Below are 16,749 nucleotides of genomic sequence, written 5' to 3'. Positions count from 1 at the left end.
TCATTATGCTTATTAGATAAATTGGATAGACTAATCACACGTTAATTAAACAACTCATTCCAACATTCAGGAGTCTCTTATGAGCAACAAAAAAATTCTCGTCGTTCTAACTTCCCATTCAGATCTGGGCGATACTGGCCACAAAACGGGCTTTTGGGTAGAAGAATTCGCCGCACCTTATTACGCATTTCTGGATGCTGGTGCTAAAGTGACAGTCGCGACACCAAAAGGTGGCCAAGCACCTATTGACCCAAACAGCACAGTGCCAGATGCACAAACAGAAGCAACCGAACGCTTCTATAAAGACCAAGCGGCGCAAGACGTGATTGCTAATACCGTCAAATTGAGCGACATGAAACAAGATGATTTTGATGCCATCTTCTATCCTGGCGGCCATGGCCCACTTTGGGATCTGACTGAAAACGAAGAATCCATTGCCTTGATCGAAAGCTTCATTGCAGCGAACAAACCGATTTCATCGGTATGTCACGCTCCAAGTGCTTTCTTGAACATCAAAGATGCAAAAGGTGAATACTTTATCAAAGGCAAAACCGTCACGGGGTTCACCAACAGTGAAGAAGCGGCGGTACAATTAACAGAAGTTGTGCCCTTCCTTTTGGAAGACGAGCTAAAAAAACGCGGTGCAGACTACAAAAATACCGCGGATTGGACACCTTTCGCCGTCCAAGATGGCTTGATGATCACAGGTCAAAACCCTGCAAGTTCGGAATTAGTCGCTGAAAAACTACTGGCTCAATTAGCCAAATAAGCATCATAACTAATATAAAACCCGCCTCAAGGAAGCTTAGGCGGGTTTTATCGTTCTGATTCCGCGATATTAAAACGCAACTATATGGCGTAATCGAAAACGATAATGTCTTCTAAAATCGGTCCTAACTGTGCTTTTAGCGCCTCGTGCTCTGGATGCGGAATGTAATGCTCTAGAGCGGCGTCATCTACAAAGCTCATAAACACGCAATGGGTAAAATCTTTATTGCGCCCTTCTTTGCTTACATTCGTCCCCCATTCAACCGACTCAATACCGCTAATTTTGTCTTTAATCGACTCAAAATTATTGAAGCAGGTTGAGATGGCTTCTGCGCTCGCATCAGCCTGAAATTTTATAAACAATACATGTCGAATCATGATGACCCCTGATGAAATAAAGTAATTTGGCAAAATCATACTCTGCCTTTGCTGCTAACAACATGCCATTGCCAAACAATTCTTAAAAGATCAATTTTGTTCAATACACACAAGGCCTAAAAAACGACAGTGAGCGTCTGTTTATTCTCTTTCTAGGAAACCTGTATGACGCTCTCGTTAATTGCTTCTATGTCTTTGTTTGCCTTGGCAGCCTCTTTGTCCCCAGGACCAGTAAATTTACTTTCGCTGAGTAGCAGCGCTCGGTATGGGACCAAAACGGGGCTTATTTTTGTTACAGGGGCGACGCTCGGCTTTATTGTTTTATTTTTACTGATTGGCTTTGGTCTGCATTACGTCATTGTCCAATTAAGCTGGATCACGCAAGTGCTACAATGGTCAGGTATCGCGTTCCTACTCTACTTGAGTTATCAGCTCTTCACCGATAATGGCGAACTCCACTCCGAAAAATACCACAAAGCCCCCAGTTTTATGACAGGGGCCATTATGCAATGGCTTAATCCAAAAGCATGGCTGGCTTCACTGTCCGGCATCGCGGCCTATACTCCCAATGCGGAAGCGACAGAGATGATCATCTTTGCAAGCCTGTATTTGCCAATTTGCTGGCTGTCTTTGGGAATTTGGGTGTGGATTGGGAAAATACTCGGACAATATTTTCAAAGCCCCAGCAAAATGCGCTTAATGAACAAAACCTTGGTGATATTACTGGCAGGTAGTTGTGTGCTAATCCTTCTCTGATAAACAAAACTAACCACCTGAGCGAATCAGTTATAGCTTTCCAGCCTTCACTATAAGCGATTTTATATATCGGAATACTGAAAAAAAAGTTAAAAAAAGAACACTGAAAAAAAGAGAGTAAAATATTCCAGTAATTGGGTAAAACGTTCTGCCCGTATCTTGAACAATTTTCTGGATGATCACATTTAATTCATGCGTATATTCATTTTTCTCGAACATACCATTTGCATTAAGGTCATAGGTAGATGCAAAAAAATCCAACATTCCGTCGTATGAAAACACGAGAAAGACCGAGACAATATATACACAGGCTGCGACGGCAAAGACTCTGAGAAAAAAGTGATTCCACGCTCGCATCCGATAGCTAACAACCAAAGCCAACAATATCGTTCCATAACCTATGATCCTAGGTCCAAATTCAACCAGAAACATCATTTGTAATTACCATCCTTATAACTAGGGGGTTTAAATTTAAGAAGAAACCGAGCGCCGATACTGGTCTGGTGTTGCCGCCACGCGTTGTTTAAATACGCGCTGAAAGTGAGCTTGATCGCTAAAGCCAATGGTCTGAGCCACGTCTGCGATGGATTGACCTTGCTTTAGGGCCTGCTGACCCAGTTGGATACGACGATTCAAACGATAAGCATGGGGTGTCATATTAAAATGACGCTTAAACGCACGCACTAAATAGCCAGTACTGAAGCCAAATTCAGTACTGATTTGCTCAATCGAGGTATCTTGTAAACAGTATTGATGCAAATAATGTGCGACTTGATACAAGTTATTGGTCGGCAAAGCGGTAATCGATTCGCTATTATCAGATTTTAACTGAATAAACACATCCACCAGCACGGCTTCCAACCTTTGCCTCTTTTCAACAGAAGCAAGATCCGTTGCTATTAAATCATTACATACGTCCACAAACGCTTGATATGTCTGAGCGGATAACAAGGTATCGCCAACGGTATTTTGCCAATCCTGTGTCTGTCTTATGCCATGAGAAAACAGTAAGGCCGCCAACCAATCCTTATCTAAATGCATCATGTAATAAGCCCAAGGAGAGTCCTGACGAGGGTTACAGGCATGCACCACATCTGGGTTCATCATGACCAAAGCCCCCTGCTCAACCGCGTACAAACGGTCGGCACAAAGAAATTCACTCCGTCCATCAAGAATGGCACCAATGGACCATTCTTGATGAGAATGTGGCGCATAGCTGACTTTTCTTCCGTCCAATACTTGGCGAAGCTCCACAAAAGGTAAAGCAGAATCCCGCCAGAAAAGCGGATGCGTAGAAGGCATCATTTCGTCTTCCTATCAATATACAATTACGGCTCACAACTTAGGCGGAATTGGTCATCTAACGTTTTGGGTAAAACCAGAGTGCTGAATGCTAAGCGATTAGATTGCTTACACATCTTGCTACGTTCTGACTCATCGTCCACATAAATCCTACGGTATTCAGCGTTTAGAACGGGCTTTCCAGCTTGAATAAAGCCTGAATAAGCACGGCACTCGGAATATTCAAAGCATTGTTCTGTCACCGCAAAATCAAAGTCACTGCTCAAGGTACGAGCCTGATCTGGATTATTCTTCAAACCAATCCCTAAGCCTAATTGATGAGCTTGTGTCGCCAAAAATCGATTATAGTCTAGTTGATCATTGGCACGAAAAGAAAAGCCTGTATTAGTACGATAGCTGTCCACATTGTCAGGTTCCACACCATCACATCCCTTTTCAGCGGCCAAATTAAGGCGACGAACCATCACATTACGCACTTGACTAGATCGAATGTCCAACCAGCGCTCATCGTCCCAACCTTTCAGCGTTTTACCTAAGTCTTGCTCGGCAAAATCCGCAGCGTCTGGTCGCCAATCTTCATAAGATCCAGCAGAAAAATAACAAATCACCTTTTTATCAGACGCTTGTAGGCGTTGAATCAGCTCAACTGACGAATCAAATAAATCAATGTCGTATATCGCCACATCATAGGATTCGTTCACCTCACCATCCAGTTGCCAATGCCAAGTGGCACCAACAGGCGGTCGATACCAATCGTTTGCGGCATAAAGAGGGGAAAAAAATAACGACAACAGCAGACAAAAAGCGGTGAAGGGGAAGAATACAGTGCGCATACAGGACTCCATTTGTCAGAAAAAGCTTATAAAAAAGCCCACGACACGGTTGCCGTTCCACCACTGTACCCTGTTATGCCAAGAAAGGCTTACACTCTAGGAAATCATTCCCTATCGGTCGTTCTTGGCAAACACACCTAATCAATTAACTGATGAGCAAGCGCGTATTTAACCAGACCAGCGGATGTGTGGATATTCAGTTTGTTTTTAATATTTTGCCTATGCGTTTCGACGGTTCTCACACTGATATTCAGCGACAGAGCAATTTCTTTATTAGACAAACCGATCGCAAGGGCCTTTAAGACCGCCATTTCCCGCTTACTCAATTCTTCGCAAAATGGACTGGGGACAACTTGTGAAAACAGCGAATCAGACGCCCCAGAGCTAAAGTAAGTTCCCCCTTGATACACAGTATTAATCGCCTGTACTAGCTCTTCCGAAGACACATCCTTTAGTACATAACCATTCGCACCAGATTGAATCAATGACAAAATATACTCTTTATCATTGTGCATACTGAGCATCAGTATTTTGACATGGGGTTGTTCCGCTTTAAAACGCTTGGTGGCTTCTAAGCCATTTAAAACCGGCATAGATACATCCATTAACACCAAATCTGGCTGTGTGTCTTTGGCTTTTTCAAGCGCTTCCAAACCATTTGATGCCGTCCCAATAATGTCAATGTTGCCTTCTAACTCCAAACGCGCTTGAAGACCATCCAGCACCAACATATGATCATCAACCAACAGTACACGAATATTTTTTATCATTATGGTCACTCTTCTCTAAGCGATTAAAATCCTTGTTCCAAGGGCAATAGTGCCTGCACTTTTGTGCCTTTGCCACGCTGGGACTCTAATGTAAAATCGCCGCCAATCAGCTCCAGTCTTTCTCGCATATTGATCAAGCCGATACCAGAAGATAAAACGCTTTTCTGCGAAAAACCACAGCCATCATCCAGACATTCAAAACCAAGATGTCGATAAGACTGCCAGACATGTAAGGTGATATTTTTTGCTTGAGCATGTTTTTCAATATTGGTTAACGCTTCTTGAGTCAAACGATAAATGGTAATCTCAATCTCATCGGGTATGTTTGATACCACCTCAAAACGATACGCTACTTTTATTCTGGTACGCTCCATGAATTGATCAACCAAGGCTCTTAGGGCAGTGTCTAAGCCTAGATCATCCAACAGCGTTGGTCGTAAATTATGTGAAATTTGTCGCACTTCACTGATGGTTTGATTAATCAAGTCCCCTGCTTTGGATAACTCCTGATGAATCACTTCTTTTTCATGATCCCGTTTTAATTTATTTTCTGCCAACTCAATACGAAACTTACAGCTGACTAATAACTGATTAATACCATCATGCAGCTCACGAGAAAAACCTCGCCTTTCATTGACTTGCAAACGCATAAAGCGCTGCGCTAACTCTTTTAATCTAGAATCGGCTAATTTATGTTCATGAAGATTAATCGCAAGACCCAGCAATATGACCAGCACAACCGTTACCACAACCACTTCAATCACGGTAAAAAAGCTGCGCTGAATATTGTCATTCATGATGCTTTTTGTTTTAGCAAGCTCAGCGTAAATATCATCCAAATACAAGCCTGTGCCCATTATCCAATCCCAACGATCAATGGCGACCACATAGCCTAATTTGTCTTCTTGCTTCATCAGCGGAGGTTTTTCCCAAATATACCTATGGTATCCGCCGCCGGCTTGAGCAGCGCGGATTAAGCCCTGAATCAGATAATTCCCCGTGCGATCCTGAAAATTCCACAGATTTTTACCCACAAAATCTGGCTGTGTTGGATGGACTAGATTCACACCAGACATTTCGTAAGCGAAAAAATAGCCATCGTCTTCATAACTTAATCCGGCTAAAATTTTTTTCACCTGATACTGCGCTTCAGCGTCGTCTAACTGATCGTCTTTTAATATAGGAAGAATTGCCGACATCGCAATATTGACATGGTTTTTTAACGCTTGTTTCTTGGCGTCTACCAAGTTGAACTCATAAATGGCCAGCTCTTGCTCGGCCAAATCACGGGCGGATTGAAAACCTAAATAAGTAATAATTGTCGTGGCGACCATTAATGGTGCGACAGCAAGCAAGATAATCTTACTTTTTAATCTCATCTAAAAAGACCTTTTTTTATTATTGTAAGGCCACCGAATAAAACGGCGTACACGAGAAAAGCGGACGCTTATCCGCTTTTCTCTATTACATAATAAAAAAGGAATTAGTTCATCCCATACCATTCAGGAAAGATCATAATACTGATTAAAACTAAGATCTGGATCAAAATAAACGGGGTGACACCTTTGTAAATATGCATCGTACGTACCGACTTCGGCGCCACGCCTTTTAAGTAGAATAAGCTGAACCCAAAGGGCGGTGTTAAAAAAGAGGTCTGCAAATTCATCGCAATCAAGATCGCGAACCACACCATGTTGATTCCCAATGCTTCCGCAACAGGCACCAAGATCGGTACAATAATAAAAGCAATCTCAACAAAGTCGATAAAGAAGCCCAAGATCAAAATGGCGATCATCGCTAAGATAATAAAGCCCCATTTTTCGCCAGGTAGATTAAGCAACACTTCTTCTACAATCGCATCACCGCCGGTATAACTAAAGGCCATCGAAAAAGCCGTCGCCCCCATCAAAATGGCAAACACCATGGCGGTCACTTTGACCGTTTCCAATCCGCTGTCATAGAGCATTTTCCAACTAAATTGACGGTAAAATAGCGCCAAAATAATGGCACCCACACCACCCAACGCAGATGACTCTGTGGGTGTTGCAATGCCCGTAAAAATAGATCCCAAGACGATTAAGACTAAAGCCAATGGCGGAATAATGGCTTTCAACGCACTGCGAATTTGTTGTGCGCGAGTTTCACCATCCAATTCTTGTGGCATGGCGGGCGCTAGTTCAGGCTTTAAAAAAGTAAGAACCAATATATACACGATATAACAGCCAATCAGCACCATACCGGGTAACAATGCCGCTTGGAATAAATCCCCAACCGGGATACGAATAACATCGCCTAAAATAATCAAAATAATCGAAGGGGGGATAATTTGTCCTAGCGTCCCTGATGCGCAAATCGTCCCACATGCCAAGGATTTACTGTAGTTGTACTTCAGCATCACGGGCAAAGAAATCAATCCCATGGCCACCACGCTGGCCCCAACCACACCCGTAGACGCCGCGAGCAAAGCGCCTACCAACACGGTGGATATCGCCAAACCACCACGCACGCCGCCAAACAGTTTGCCCATGGCTTCTAACAGTTGTTCTGCCAATTGAGTTTTCTGTAACACAATGCCCATGAAAACAAACAAAGGCACCGCCATCATTACCGTGTTTTCCATGTAGCTCTGAATGCGAAACGGCATAAAGGCAAACATGTCAAAGCCTTCGGCAAAAACACCGAAAATTAAAGCGATACCGCCAAAAGTAAAGGCGACAGGGAAGCCTAGTAACAACATTACTAGGGCAACAAAAAACATGATTATTCCAATCATAAATAACCTACAAGCTTAAAATGGTGACAAGAATCAATGTTGAATCGGCGGATGTGAGAAGCCTTCTTCACTGACACCACGCAACACATTAATGCAGCGAATAATCATACCCAAGCCACTGATTGCCATAGAAAAAAAGGCAAACGGAATCACTGCTTTAATAATCCAACGATAAGGCAACCCACCGGGATCACCACTGGTCTCACCAAGCGCATAAGCCTCATGGGCAAAACCCACGCCGTAATAACCAACCAACAAGGCAAAAGGAATAAGAAAAAATACGCAACCAAATAGGTCAATCCAGGCTTTGCCACGGATCGACAAGTTTTCATAGATCAAATCCACACGCACATGACCGCCGTGTTGAATACCGTAGGGAATCCCCAATAAGAAAATGGCTGCATACAGGTGCCACTCCAACTCTTGCATCCCAATCGACACATTATTGAAGGCATAGCGCATCAACACGTCATAAAAAACATTAAACAGCAAGGCGATAAACAACAGGGTTGATAGCACGCCAAGGAAGTTAGAAAAACGAGTAATACCTCGTTCTAGACTGATCAAAAACATAACAAACTCCTAGCAAGTTCTGCAGAATCGGTATGCTTGTGGCATGTTGCAAAAGTTGCTTCAAGAAAAAAGCATGGCGAAGGGTTCGTATTCGCCATGCTGGGAGGTTTTAGTCCGCTAAACTGTCAATACTGTCTAGGTAGGCACGATCAGAGATATTGGTCCAAACGCGAGCTTTTTTCAGGTAAGCCGCTTGAGAGTCCAAAATTTCCTTAGCCAACGGGTCTTTTGCAGCCGCTTCTTCAAGCAACTCTTGGTTGGCATTCTTCATCGCTTGGAGTACTTCTTTTGGAAAGGTTTTGATTTGCACGTCTGGATATTCCGTTGACATCTTAGACCAGTTCTCAGCACTTTCATGATAAGACTGAATGTACATATCGTAAGAAGCGAGCTTCATAGAAGTACGTAAGATTTCACGAAGATCGTCGGGTAATTTTTTCCAAGAACGTTCGTTAATCAAAAATTGCAGTTCTGTTGCTGGCTCATGCCAACCCGTGTAGTAATAAGGCGCGATTTTATGGAAACCAAGATCCATATCCAACGACGGTCCTACCCACTCTAGGGCATCGATGGTACGACGCTCTAAAGCGGTATAAAGCTCTCCGACCGCAATATTAGTCGGACTAGCACCCAACTTCGCCATGACTTCACCCGCGAAGCCTGGGATACGCATTTTTAAACCTTTAAGGTCGTCAACGCTGTTGATCTCTTTTTGGAACCAGCCGCCCATTTGGTTACCTGTATTACCACCAGGAAAAGACAGCAAGCCAAACGGTTGATACACCTTCTGCATCAAATCCATACCGCCGCCATAATAGAACCAACCGTACTGCTCAGGGGTAATCATGCCAAATGGCATAGTAGTAAAGTAAAGAGTATTTGGCACCTTACCTTTCCAGTAGTAAGACGCAGAATGGCCCATGTCATACTGACCAGAACGCACCATATCAAACACACCCAAAGGGGCTTTGTGTTTGTTGGCGGAATCTATAGTGATCTTTAAACGGCCGCCTGACATCTCATCAGCGATGCGTGCCATGTTTCTTGGCGCATCACCAAAGATAGGGAAGTTAGAGGCCCAAGTTTCAGCCATGGTAAGTTTGTACACTTTTTCCGCTGCCACCGCAGGCAAAGAAAAAGCGCTAAGTGTAACGGCCGTCGCCGCAACCAACGTGGTAAGTTTTAAAGATTTCATCGGTTTTATCGTCCTGTGGTCTTATTGTTTTTTTTAAGATCGAGCAGGACAGATAATCACGCGAATGAAAAGTGTAAACAATTCGTAAGAATACCGAATAAAAAAGCGGAAACTACGCAGAACACTCAGTATTACTACTTAGTGAGCTTAACGATCCACAAGAAACATTCGATTAGTCAGTCGCCATCCATTGAAGGATATAAGGCTCTATCGCCTCAGCAAAAACCTGATACTGGCTAGCATTAGGGTGTAAAAAGTCATTCATCACATCACTGGTTAAGCAGCCATCTTTGTCTAAAAAAACAGAATTTATATCACGAAAAAACACCCTTTTATCATCCGCATAAGTGCAAATGATCTGGTTCACTTCGTCATTCAACTTACGAAGCTTTTGCGTTGGTTTCGCGCTACGAGGGAAAATGGCCAGCAGCAATACCTTGGTCTTCGGTAATTTTTCGGCCAACACCGACAATATTTCTTTAACCCCTAACGCCGTATCTTCGGCCTTGTCCATGCGATGTCCCGCATTATTTGTTCCAATCAATAAAACCAATAACTTAGGCGCAATGTTATCAACTTCCCCATGAGCCAGACGCCACAAAACATTCTCCGTCTTATCGCCATTAAACCCCAAATTCAGCGCGTTCCTTGGTTGATAAAAAGTCTGCCAAACATCCGCACCTTCTTTCTCCCAAGCTTGCGTGATGGAATCCCCAAGAAACACCAAATCCACTCGTTTCATGGCACTCTTTTCAGCTAATTTTTCTTCATGACGAGGCAACCACCATAGGGTGTCTTGTGGCATTGCCTTAATGGATAAAGGTTCTGTTGATAATGGTCTTGCTGTTTTCATCACAAATCACACCCTAAAAAATGCGTTCCCAGAATCGGGTTATAACTTACCGGATCACAAGGCTCAAAACCCAGACGGACGTACAAACGTCGTGCCGTATCAAAATCCGCCAAAACATCAAGACACATGTGCTGATAGCCATTTTCCTTGGCACAAGACATAAGCTCAGTGACTAATTTCTCGCCCAAACGATGACCACGTTCAGTTGGACGAATATAGACTCGCTTCATTTCGCAAACTTTCGCATCAACTCGACGAAAGGCGCCACAGCCGACAACCTCATTATCTTTCCAGATAAGTAACACCACACCATTGGGAAGCGAGTATTTACCGTCTAAGGCAACAAACTCTTGTTCATTTTGCTGATAGTCCAAGCTAACTGGCGCCGACGCAATATACTCACGAAAGATAGCCAATACATTGTCATTGTCTTGTGGAAAATCGGCAGGGCAAATGGAAAACATCTTGTGTCCTTACGTTAAAAACCTGATCTGCAAAATAATACCGACAAAACAACCTGAAAAACAAACTTAATAAAACCCTATACGCTTTAAGACAAAACCATACTCCTTTATCATCTCAGCATTCTAAAACGACACGATTAAAGAGATAGCACTGTGGGCATTGTTCTTTTTTATATCAAAAAAATCATCGGCATGATGCTGATGCCTATTCCCCTCACTTTACTGGCGATGTTACTAGCGTTTTTCTTGATGAAGAAATGCCCGAAGTTCGCCAAGCTACTCCTATTCTGCGCCATACTTTTATTAGGCTTGACCAGCTGGAGCCCGGTGGCGGATAAACTCATCGCTACGGTAGAACATGACTTCCCTGTGTTTGATATTCAACAACCCGTGGATGTGGTGATTGTCCTTGGCAGTGGGCACAAAGACCTCAGTAACACACCTGAAATTATGCAGCTAGGCAACAGTGCCCTATTCCGCCTCGAAGAAGGGTTACGTATTTTAAAAGCCAACCCAAACGCACAATTATTTGTGTCTGGCTATTCGGGTGAAATGACCGAACCCCACGCAGAAGTCATGCGCCGAGCCGCCATAGAATTAGGCGTTAAACCAGACAAAATCAAAGCGTTTCCCCTCGCCAAAGACACTGAAGAGGAAGCCAATAGCATGAAACCTTATTTAGAAGGGAAAAATGCCGCCTTGGTAACGGAAGCCTCACATCTGAAACGTGCGTCTATCTTCTTCGAACAAGCCGGCATCAACATCATCCCAGCGCCGGCGCTATACTTAGGCTCAGAAAAGAGCGACTGGCAAATCGACGCCAACGCCGCCTACAAAAGCCAACGCGCCTTCTACGAATGGCTTGGTCGTGGCTGGCAATGGATTAAAAATTAAGGAGTAAACAATGACATCTAAAATGACATTTGAAGCGGATAAGAGAGATGACCCAATATCTCACGATACTTGGTTAACACAGCAAATAAACACCGCTTTCGAGAATATGGAAAACGGCCTTGCTGTATTTGTGTCGAACGAAGAAGCCAATGCTCAGATGGAAGATTTTAAAGCAGAAATTCGTGCTAGAAATAAGAATTTATAGTTAAACAGTAACCGACTTAGGCAACGATTCCCCAACTTGCTCTTTGGCAATTTCAATCACTGCATGAGCAAGTTGTACCAAGGTGGCAAAGTTGGGCTTGGTTTCAGGCTTTAAAGACCGGTAAGCACTGGTTCGACTTTTAATACCCGCTCTTGCGATCACAACACCATGCCCAAATAACTCAACATAAGATCGAATCGCCGCTTGCAAAATATCTGGGCGGCCTTATGTCATGGAATCCCATGACGCCTGTTTAATCACCTCTTAGATAGCTGTGATTGCTGCTTATGATAGTGAAAAATAAAAAATTCTTGAATATAAAATAGAGAGAAATTAGCTACAGTCTCTAACAACTCAGTTCAGATTATGATGGAATTGCTGTAAATCAGTATCTAGTGACCAGATAAACACTTCACTCATAGCAAAACGAACTACACATTTTTTGTACTCTTCAATAATACTTAAGTCACCGAAACTTGTTCCCTCCCCTATCTTTTGAGGTGACTTATTTTTACCAGCACAATCTGGAAATTGCCCCAACCAAGATAATATTTCTTTAGCATTAGGGAACTCACTTGGTTGGTAAGGAGCATTCCCTTCAAAAGCGCCTTTAACTGCTTCACAAAACCGGAAAGCAGTATCTCTACGAGTTCTACCGTCACCATTTTGCGCAATATGATTCCCAGTTTCTATAATTGTCGCCATAGGTAAAATAAAGGTGGCATCATTTTCAACATACAACCTAAAATCTTCAGCAACAGACTCTGCTTCTTGATTTCTATTGGTAACATTTAATAAATTCAAAAAAATACTAGTATCAATAAGGCAAATACAACTCATGCAATATCACCTTGCATTCTATTTAGCCAATCAAGCGCATTTTTTTTCTTTTGATCTAGCGATGTTGGTGACTTTACAAATCGATCAACCACACCATTAGTCACGAGCTCCCCCAGAGGACCTTGTGATACCAATCCCGGATAATCTTGTAAATCAGAAAGTCTTACTAATTTACTCTCTCCCGTTTCAGGACTCCGATAGCAAAAAACAACATCCCCTAGCGCGGCATCAGGAAGTGAATCCATCAACGCTGGGTTATGCGTAGAAAGCAAAAGTCTAACTCCCCTAAGAGCAGCTTGCTGACGCATTGTTTCTAATAATTGCTTTGCTCTAGACGGATGAACACCATTATCGACCTCTTCGATAACAACCGTTGAGCCTTCAGGTGCCGACAAAAGTGCAGCAGCTATAGCCAACACACGCAAAGTACCATCTGACAATAATTCAACCGACCATTCTCGTTCTTCATTTCCAAAGTTTTCAACTAGCTGAAGAGAAAATCGACCTCTTCGATCATCAATAAACGACAATGTCCTAACATCTTGCTCAGGCAAACTACGAATAAAATCAATTACAATTGGCTTTGACTCAGAGTCTTGCCACAGACTATAAAGAACACCAGATAAATTAGCACAATCGCCTCTTAAACGCTTTTCTGGATAGCTATCTCCGCGCATAAGTGATGGAACAGGGTCTAAAAACAAAGTGTCAGCTAAAAGCCGCTCAAACTTATTTGTGGCTTTTGGTATTACTTCACGTGCTTTCTTATGACCTGATTCAAACATTGCAGAACTGGCAAGCTGGTTTAAAATAGCGATTTGATCAGTGCAACTAACTTGAGGCTTCCTCCCTCCACGAGCAAAATTATTATAAGCCACACGGACATCTGTTCCTAATCCAGAGGAAGCCTGCTCAACCTTATAGAGTGGGAAATTTTCCTTAGATGAAGTAATCATTTCTTGCGAAATATGCAATTCACCATCACGAAGGCTTATTTCTGTCTCAAAATGATCCCAATCTACATCATCAGTAGAACACCCTAGCTTGAAAGATTGAGAGCCCAAATACCCCAAGTCTCGCACTTGCCCACGCAATATTTGCTCTGACTCACTAACTTGATGTTTCAAAACGGATAGTTTTTGTCCCTGACTTAACCAGCAGAGAAAACGAAATGCCTCAAGAGCATTACTTTTACCAGAAGCATTAGCACCAATCATCAAAGTAAGAGGCGCTAAATATAAGGACTGCTTTCTATAGCTCTTAAAATTCTCAATATGGATTTGAGTTAGCATAACTCTTCCTTCGATAAAAATGATGTTTATACGATGTCAGTATAAACGATATCCATGATGAAATCCCTCAACTAGAAAACTTGTTAAAAGACAATCAAACCTGAAACAAGAAGTTTTTGATCAGGTCTTTGCCACCTTCAGTTGCGAAGGATTCTGGGTGAAACTGAATGCCTTGGATTGGGTATTCTTTGTGTCGAACGCCCATCAGCTCAAACTTTCCGCCTTTATGAATCGTGGCAATGTCTTTGAAGTCGGCTGCTTTTAAATCGCCAACAGAAGCCGTTACTTCCAACACATCTGGAAAGCTTTCTGCTTCGGCAATCAATGAGTGGTAACGCATGACTTCTAGCTGGTCTGGAATGTCGTGGAAGATGCCTTCGCCATTGTGGGTAATCGGGCTAGTTTTCCCGTGCATTGGCAGGGGGGCTTTAACGACTTTGCCGCCAAATACATGACAAATCCCCTGCATTCCCAAGCAAACCCCCAGCAGTGGAATACTTTTGCCGAATTCTAAAATCACGTCCGCACACACACCAAAGTACGCCTTGTCGTCTGGAGAACCTGGCCCTGGAGAAATAATAATACGATCTGGCGCGGCGGCACGAATGTCATCTAATGTCACTTCATCATTGCGTTTAACAATCACCTCAAAGGCGTCGATTTCGCCACGGCTTTTTTCGGTTTCTAATACTTCACCAATAAACTGATACAGGTTGTAAGTGAAGGAATCGTAATTGTCGATAATATACACTTTCATGTCGGCCTCCCTTACGCTTTGTCTTGTGTGTTGGCTGGCGCGAAACTGTCCAGTACACGTTTGGTACCAGCAAATTTACGTTGGATTTCTTCGTATTCGTCTTCGGCGTTTGAGTCATATACATTACCACCACAGGTTTGCACATAGGCTTTGTTGCCCTTGGCAAACACAGTACGAATCGGAATCGCAAACATACAATCGCCGTTAAAAGAGAACTGTCCAACCGCACCACCGTATGGCCCACGACCATCGTTTTCCAAATCGTCGATGATCTTCATGGCTTCGATTTTTGGCGCGCCAGTCAAGGTTCCCGCAGGGAAGTTGCTCGCCAAGGCAGAGAACATGTCGTGATCTTCCGCCATGATGCCGACAATCTCGCTGGAAATGTGCTGAACATGACTAAAGCGTTTAATGTCCATCAAGCTACGAACTTTTACTGTGCCGAAGCGCGCCACACGGCCGATGTCGTTACGATGTAGATCAACAATCATATTGTGTTCGGCGATTTCTTTCGGATCGTTCAACAAAGCTCGCGCAAAGGCGGTGTCTTCTGCCGCGTCTTTACCACGCTTCGCCGTGCCTGCTAATGGGAAGGTTTCCATTTCCCCTTGGCGCACACGGAACAACAACTCAGGACTCGCGCCGATGACTTTTTGCTCACCAAACTTGATGTAATACATTTGCGGCGATGGATTCACTTCACGCAATTGCTCGTACAAATTAATGGTGTCGCCTTCCATATCGAACCATTTTTTAAATCCCACTTCGCACTGGAAGATCTTACCCTCAATGATGTCTTGCTTCACCTTAGCGACTGCATTCGCATGATCCGCTTTGCTCATGGACTCACCCGCTGGCGTGACCACAAAGGGACCATTTGCAGGCGTTGGTTCTGCCATCATGGCGTTCACCAAGTCCACACGGTTTGCATCACCAGACTCGTCTTCATAGTAGAAGTAAAAAACTTCGCCTGTCATCTTGTCCAAAATCAGACCGTCTTTGTACAAACCAAAACGAAACGCGTCGAACATGTCACTCGATTGCAAATCCAAGGTCGGCTCGAAATAGTTCATGCTGTCGTAACCGATATAACCCGTTAAACCACCCGCAAAACCACGCGACAAAATATTCTGCGGCACGATATCACGCAGCAAATAATACGGATTGTCGGATTCAAACGATTCCGTGGTGCCGTCACGTTCTTGGATAAACAGCTGCTTGCCTTCGGCCCAGATCAATTTTTCGGGGTCAAAGCCAATGATCGAATGGCGGGAAATGAAGCTCTCTTCACCAAGGGATTCCAACATAAAACAGTGATCAAAACGCTTCTCAACCTTTTTAAACAAGTCAAAAAAATCGCAGGCTGAACTGATAGTGATGTACTTAGGTTTACGCGGCAGCGTGATGCGCTGCGGCTTTTTATTGTATGAATTCATATCTCTTTTAATTCCTTCAATGCTCGGGAACCACGGGTCACAGTGGCAATACCCACACCTAATTGTTTCGCAATGTCTCGCTGCGGCACGCCTTCGTCTAACAAGGCAATGATCTTCAAACGACTGACCATTTCACTAATTTCATTCGGTGTCAGCAGTACTTTTAAACGCTTCTCCAACACCAATTCATCGTCTACTTCGGTAAGAAACTGGATCAAATCTTTCATAGGCACTTCTATTTGATAAACAGTTATGTATTCACGTACTAGTACAGTATTTCATTTTGTTTTTTTAAGCAACAGCATAGAGTGATAAAAATTGAAATGGAGGTTATCATTTAAGATAACAAGAGAGGAAAAACTGATGAGTCTACAACACTTAAAACAACGGGCATTGAGCAACACAGAGGTTCGTGCGGAATATGAACGACTTGAAAATGAATTCGCGTTCATTGATCAACTGCTCTCGATGCGCGCCCAAGCCGGACTAACCCAAGAACAACTCGCAAAACGCATGCACACACAAAAAAGTAATATCAGTCGATTAGAGCGCGGCAACGCCAACCCAAGCTGGGCGACGCTACTAAAATACGCCCATGCTTGTGGATTTGAGCTCAACTTAACACCACACAAGATGTCGCATGATGTTTAAGCATTACAG

At 43.3% G+C, this 16,749-nt stretch carries 21 protein-coding genes; 5 read left to right on the top strand and 16 right to left on the bottom strand.

Annotation, left to right across the window (positions count from 1 at the left end; all coding sequences use genetic code 11):
* Positions 1-79 precede the first annotated feature (79 nt).
* Positions 80-769 carry a type 1 glutamine amidotransferase domain-containing protein gene (locus DKT73_RS05280; RefSeq protein WP_111637521.1) on the top strand — a complete coding sequence of 230 codons (690 nt, stop codon included), beginning with the start codon at positions 80-82 and terminating at the stop codon, positions 767-769.
* Between the two features lie 80 nt (positions 770-849).
* On the opposite strand, the gene DKT73_RS05275 is transcribed toward DKT73_RS05280, so the two are convergent.
* Positions 850-1,146, bottom strand: a complete 297-nt coding sequence (locus DKT73_RS05275; protein WP_111637639.1) for a Dabb family protein — start codon at positions 1,144-1,146, stop codon at positions 850-852.
* A 165-nt stretch (positions 1,147-1,311) separates the two neighbouring features.
* Here DKT73_RS05275 and DKT73_RS05270 point away from each other — a divergent pair, with 165 nt between their 5' ends.
* A complete protein-coding gene (locus DKT73_RS05270) occupies positions 1,312-1,902 on the top strand; it encodes a LysE family translocator (RefSeq protein ID WP_111637520.1) in 591 nt (196 codons plus the stop codon).
* A 471-nt stretch (positions 1,903-2,373) separates the two neighbouring features.
* Here the strand turns inward: DKT73_RS05270 and DKT73_RS05260 are convergent, their stop codons facing one another.
* The 9 genes from DKT73_RS05260 to DKT73_RS05220 all read right to left on the bottom strand — a co-directional run bounded on the left by DKT73_RS05260 (position 2,374) and on the right by DKT73_RS05220 (position 10,665).
* Positions 2,374-3,207 carry an AraC family transcriptional regulator gene (locus tag DKT73_RS05260; protein WP_111637518.1) on the bottom strand — a complete coding sequence of 278 codons (834 nt, stop codon included), beginning with the start codon at positions 3,205-3,207 and terminating at the stop codon, positions 2,374-2,376.
* A 23-nt stretch (positions 3,208-3,230) separates the two neighbouring features.
* Positions 3,231-4,037, bottom strand: a complete 807-nt coding sequence (locus tag DKT73_RS05255) for an endo alpha-1,4 polygalactosaminidase (RefSeq protein ID WP_111637517.1) — start codon at positions 4,035-4,037, stop codon at positions 3,231-3,233.
* A gap of 137 nt (positions 4,038-4,174) precedes the next feature.
* Entirely contained in the window at positions 4,175-4,807 is a 633-nt protein-coding gene (locus DKT73_RS05250) for a response regulator transcription factor (RefSeq protein ID WP_111637516.1), read from the bottom strand.
* 23 nt (positions 4,808-4,830) lie between these two features.
* Positions 4,831-6,186 carry a cache domain-containing protein gene (locus DKT73_RS05245; RefSeq protein WP_111637515.1) on the bottom strand — a complete coding sequence of 452 codons (1,356 nt, stop codon included), beginning with the start codon at positions 6,184-6,186 and terminating at the stop codon, positions 4,831-4,833.
* A gap of 104 nt (positions 6,187-6,290) precedes the next feature.
* Complete coding sequence (locus DKT73_RS05240) at positions 6,291-7,580, bottom strand: TRAP transporter large permease (RefSeq protein ID WP_111637514.1); 1,290 nt, start codon at positions 7,578-7,580, stop codon at positions 6,291-6,293.
* Positions 7,581-7,613: 33 nt separating this feature from the next.
* Positions 7,614-8,153, bottom strand: a complete 540-nt coding sequence (locus DKT73_RS05235) for a TRAP transporter small permease subunit (RefSeq protein ID WP_111637513.1) — start codon at positions 8,151-8,153, stop codon at positions 7,614-7,616.
* A gap of 109 nt (positions 8,154-8,262) precedes the next feature.
* Entirely contained in the window at positions 8,263-9,348 is a 1,086-nt protein-coding gene (locus tag DKT73_RS05230; protein WP_111637512.1) for a TRAP transporter substrate-binding protein, read from the bottom strand.
* A 172-nt stretch (positions 9,349-9,520) separates the two neighbouring features.
* Complete coding sequence (locus tag DKT73_RS05225) at positions 9,521-10,201, bottom strand: GDSL-type esterase/lipase family protein (RefSeq protein WP_111637511.1); 681 nt, start codon at positions 10,199-10,201, stop codon at positions 9,521-9,523.
* Positions 10,201-10,665, bottom strand: a complete 465-nt coding sequence (locus tag DKT73_RS05220) for a GNAT family N-acetyltransferase (protein ID WP_111637510.1) — start codon at positions 10,663-10,665, stop codon at positions 10,201-10,203. The genes DKT73_RS05225 and DKT73_RS05220 overlap by 1 nt, the downstream gene beginning before the upstream one ends.
* A 153-nt stretch (positions 10,666-10,818) precedes the next feature.
* Between DKT73_RS05220 and DKT73_RS05215 the strand changes: the two genes are divergently transcribed.
* Both DKT73_RS05215 and DKT73_RS05210 read left to right on the top strand, forming a co-directional pair.
* Positions 10,819-11,559: an ElyC/SanA/YdcF family protein gene (locus tag DKT73_RS05215; protein WP_232827788.1), complete on the top strand. Its 741-nt coding sequence runs from the start codon at positions 10,819-10,821 to the stop codon at positions 11,557-11,559.
* A 10-nt stretch (positions 11,560-11,569) separates the two neighbouring features.
* Complete coding sequence (locus tag DKT73_RS05210; protein WP_111637509.1) at positions 11,570-11,764, top strand: hypothetical protein; 195 nt, start codon at positions 11,570-11,572, stop codon at positions 11,762-11,764.
* Here DKT73_RS05210 and DKT73_RS05205 read toward each other — a convergent pair whose 3' ends face one another.
* From DKT73_RS05205 to DKT73_RS05180, 6 genes are all read right to left on the bottom strand, one after another.
* On the bottom strand, positions 11,765-11,974 hold the full coding sequence (locus DKT73_RS05205) for a hypothetical protein (RefSeq protein WP_232827787.1): 210 nt from the start codon (positions 11,972-11,974) through the stop codon (positions 11,765-11,767).
* A gap of 144 nt (positions 11,975-12,118) precedes the next feature.
* On the bottom strand, positions 12,119-12,604 hold the full coding sequence (locus DKT73_RS05200) for a type II toxin-antitoxin system VapC family toxin (RefSeq protein WP_111637508.1): 486 nt from the start codon (positions 12,602-12,604) through the stop codon (positions 12,119-12,121).
* Positions 12,601-13,896 (bottom strand): AAA family ATPase, encoded by a 1,296-nt coding sequence (locus tag DKT73_RS05195; RefSeq protein ID WP_111637507.1) that lies wholly within the window; start codon positions 13,894-13,896, stop codon positions 12,601-12,603. Before DKT73_RS05195 ends, DKT73_RS05200 begins: the two co-directional genes overlap by 4 nt.
* Before the next feature lie 94 nt (positions 13,897-13,990).
* A complete protein-coding gene (locus tag DKT73_RS05190; RefSeq protein ID WP_111637506.1) occupies positions 13,991-14,653 on the bottom strand; it encodes an anthranilate synthase component II in 663 nt (220 codons plus the stop codon).
* Between the two features lie 11 nt (positions 14,654-14,664).
* On the bottom strand, positions 14,665-16,089 hold the full coding sequence (locus DKT73_RS05185; RefSeq protein ID WP_111637505.1) for an anthranilate synthase component I family protein: 1,425 nt from the start codon (positions 16,087-16,089) through the stop codon (positions 14,665-14,667).
* Entirely contained in the window at positions 16,086-16,316 is a 231-nt protein-coding gene (locus tag DKT73_RS05180; protein WP_111637504.1) for a Trp family transcriptional regulator, read from the bottom strand. The genes DKT73_RS05185 and DKT73_RS05180 overlap by 4 nt, the downstream gene beginning before the upstream one ends.
* Before the next feature lie 136 nt (positions 16,317-16,452).
* Between DKT73_RS05180 and DKT73_RS05175 the strand changes: the two genes are divergently transcribed.
* On the top strand, positions 16,453-16,740 hold the full coding sequence (locus DKT73_RS05175; protein ID WP_111637503.1) for a type II toxin-antitoxin system RelB family anti-toxin: 288 nt from the start codon (positions 16,453-16,455) through the stop codon (positions 16,738-16,740).
* The last annotated feature ends 9 nt before the right edge of the window (positions 16,741-16,749 follow it).

Origin of the sequence: Marinomonas shanghaiensis (genome assembly GCF_003259175.1) — a bacterium.
GTDB lineage: Bacteria > Pseudomonadota > Gammaproteobacteria > Pseudomonadales > Marinomonadaceae > Marinomonas > Marinomonas shanghaiensis.
This window is presented reverse-complemented; position numbering and strand designations above follow the sequence as displayed.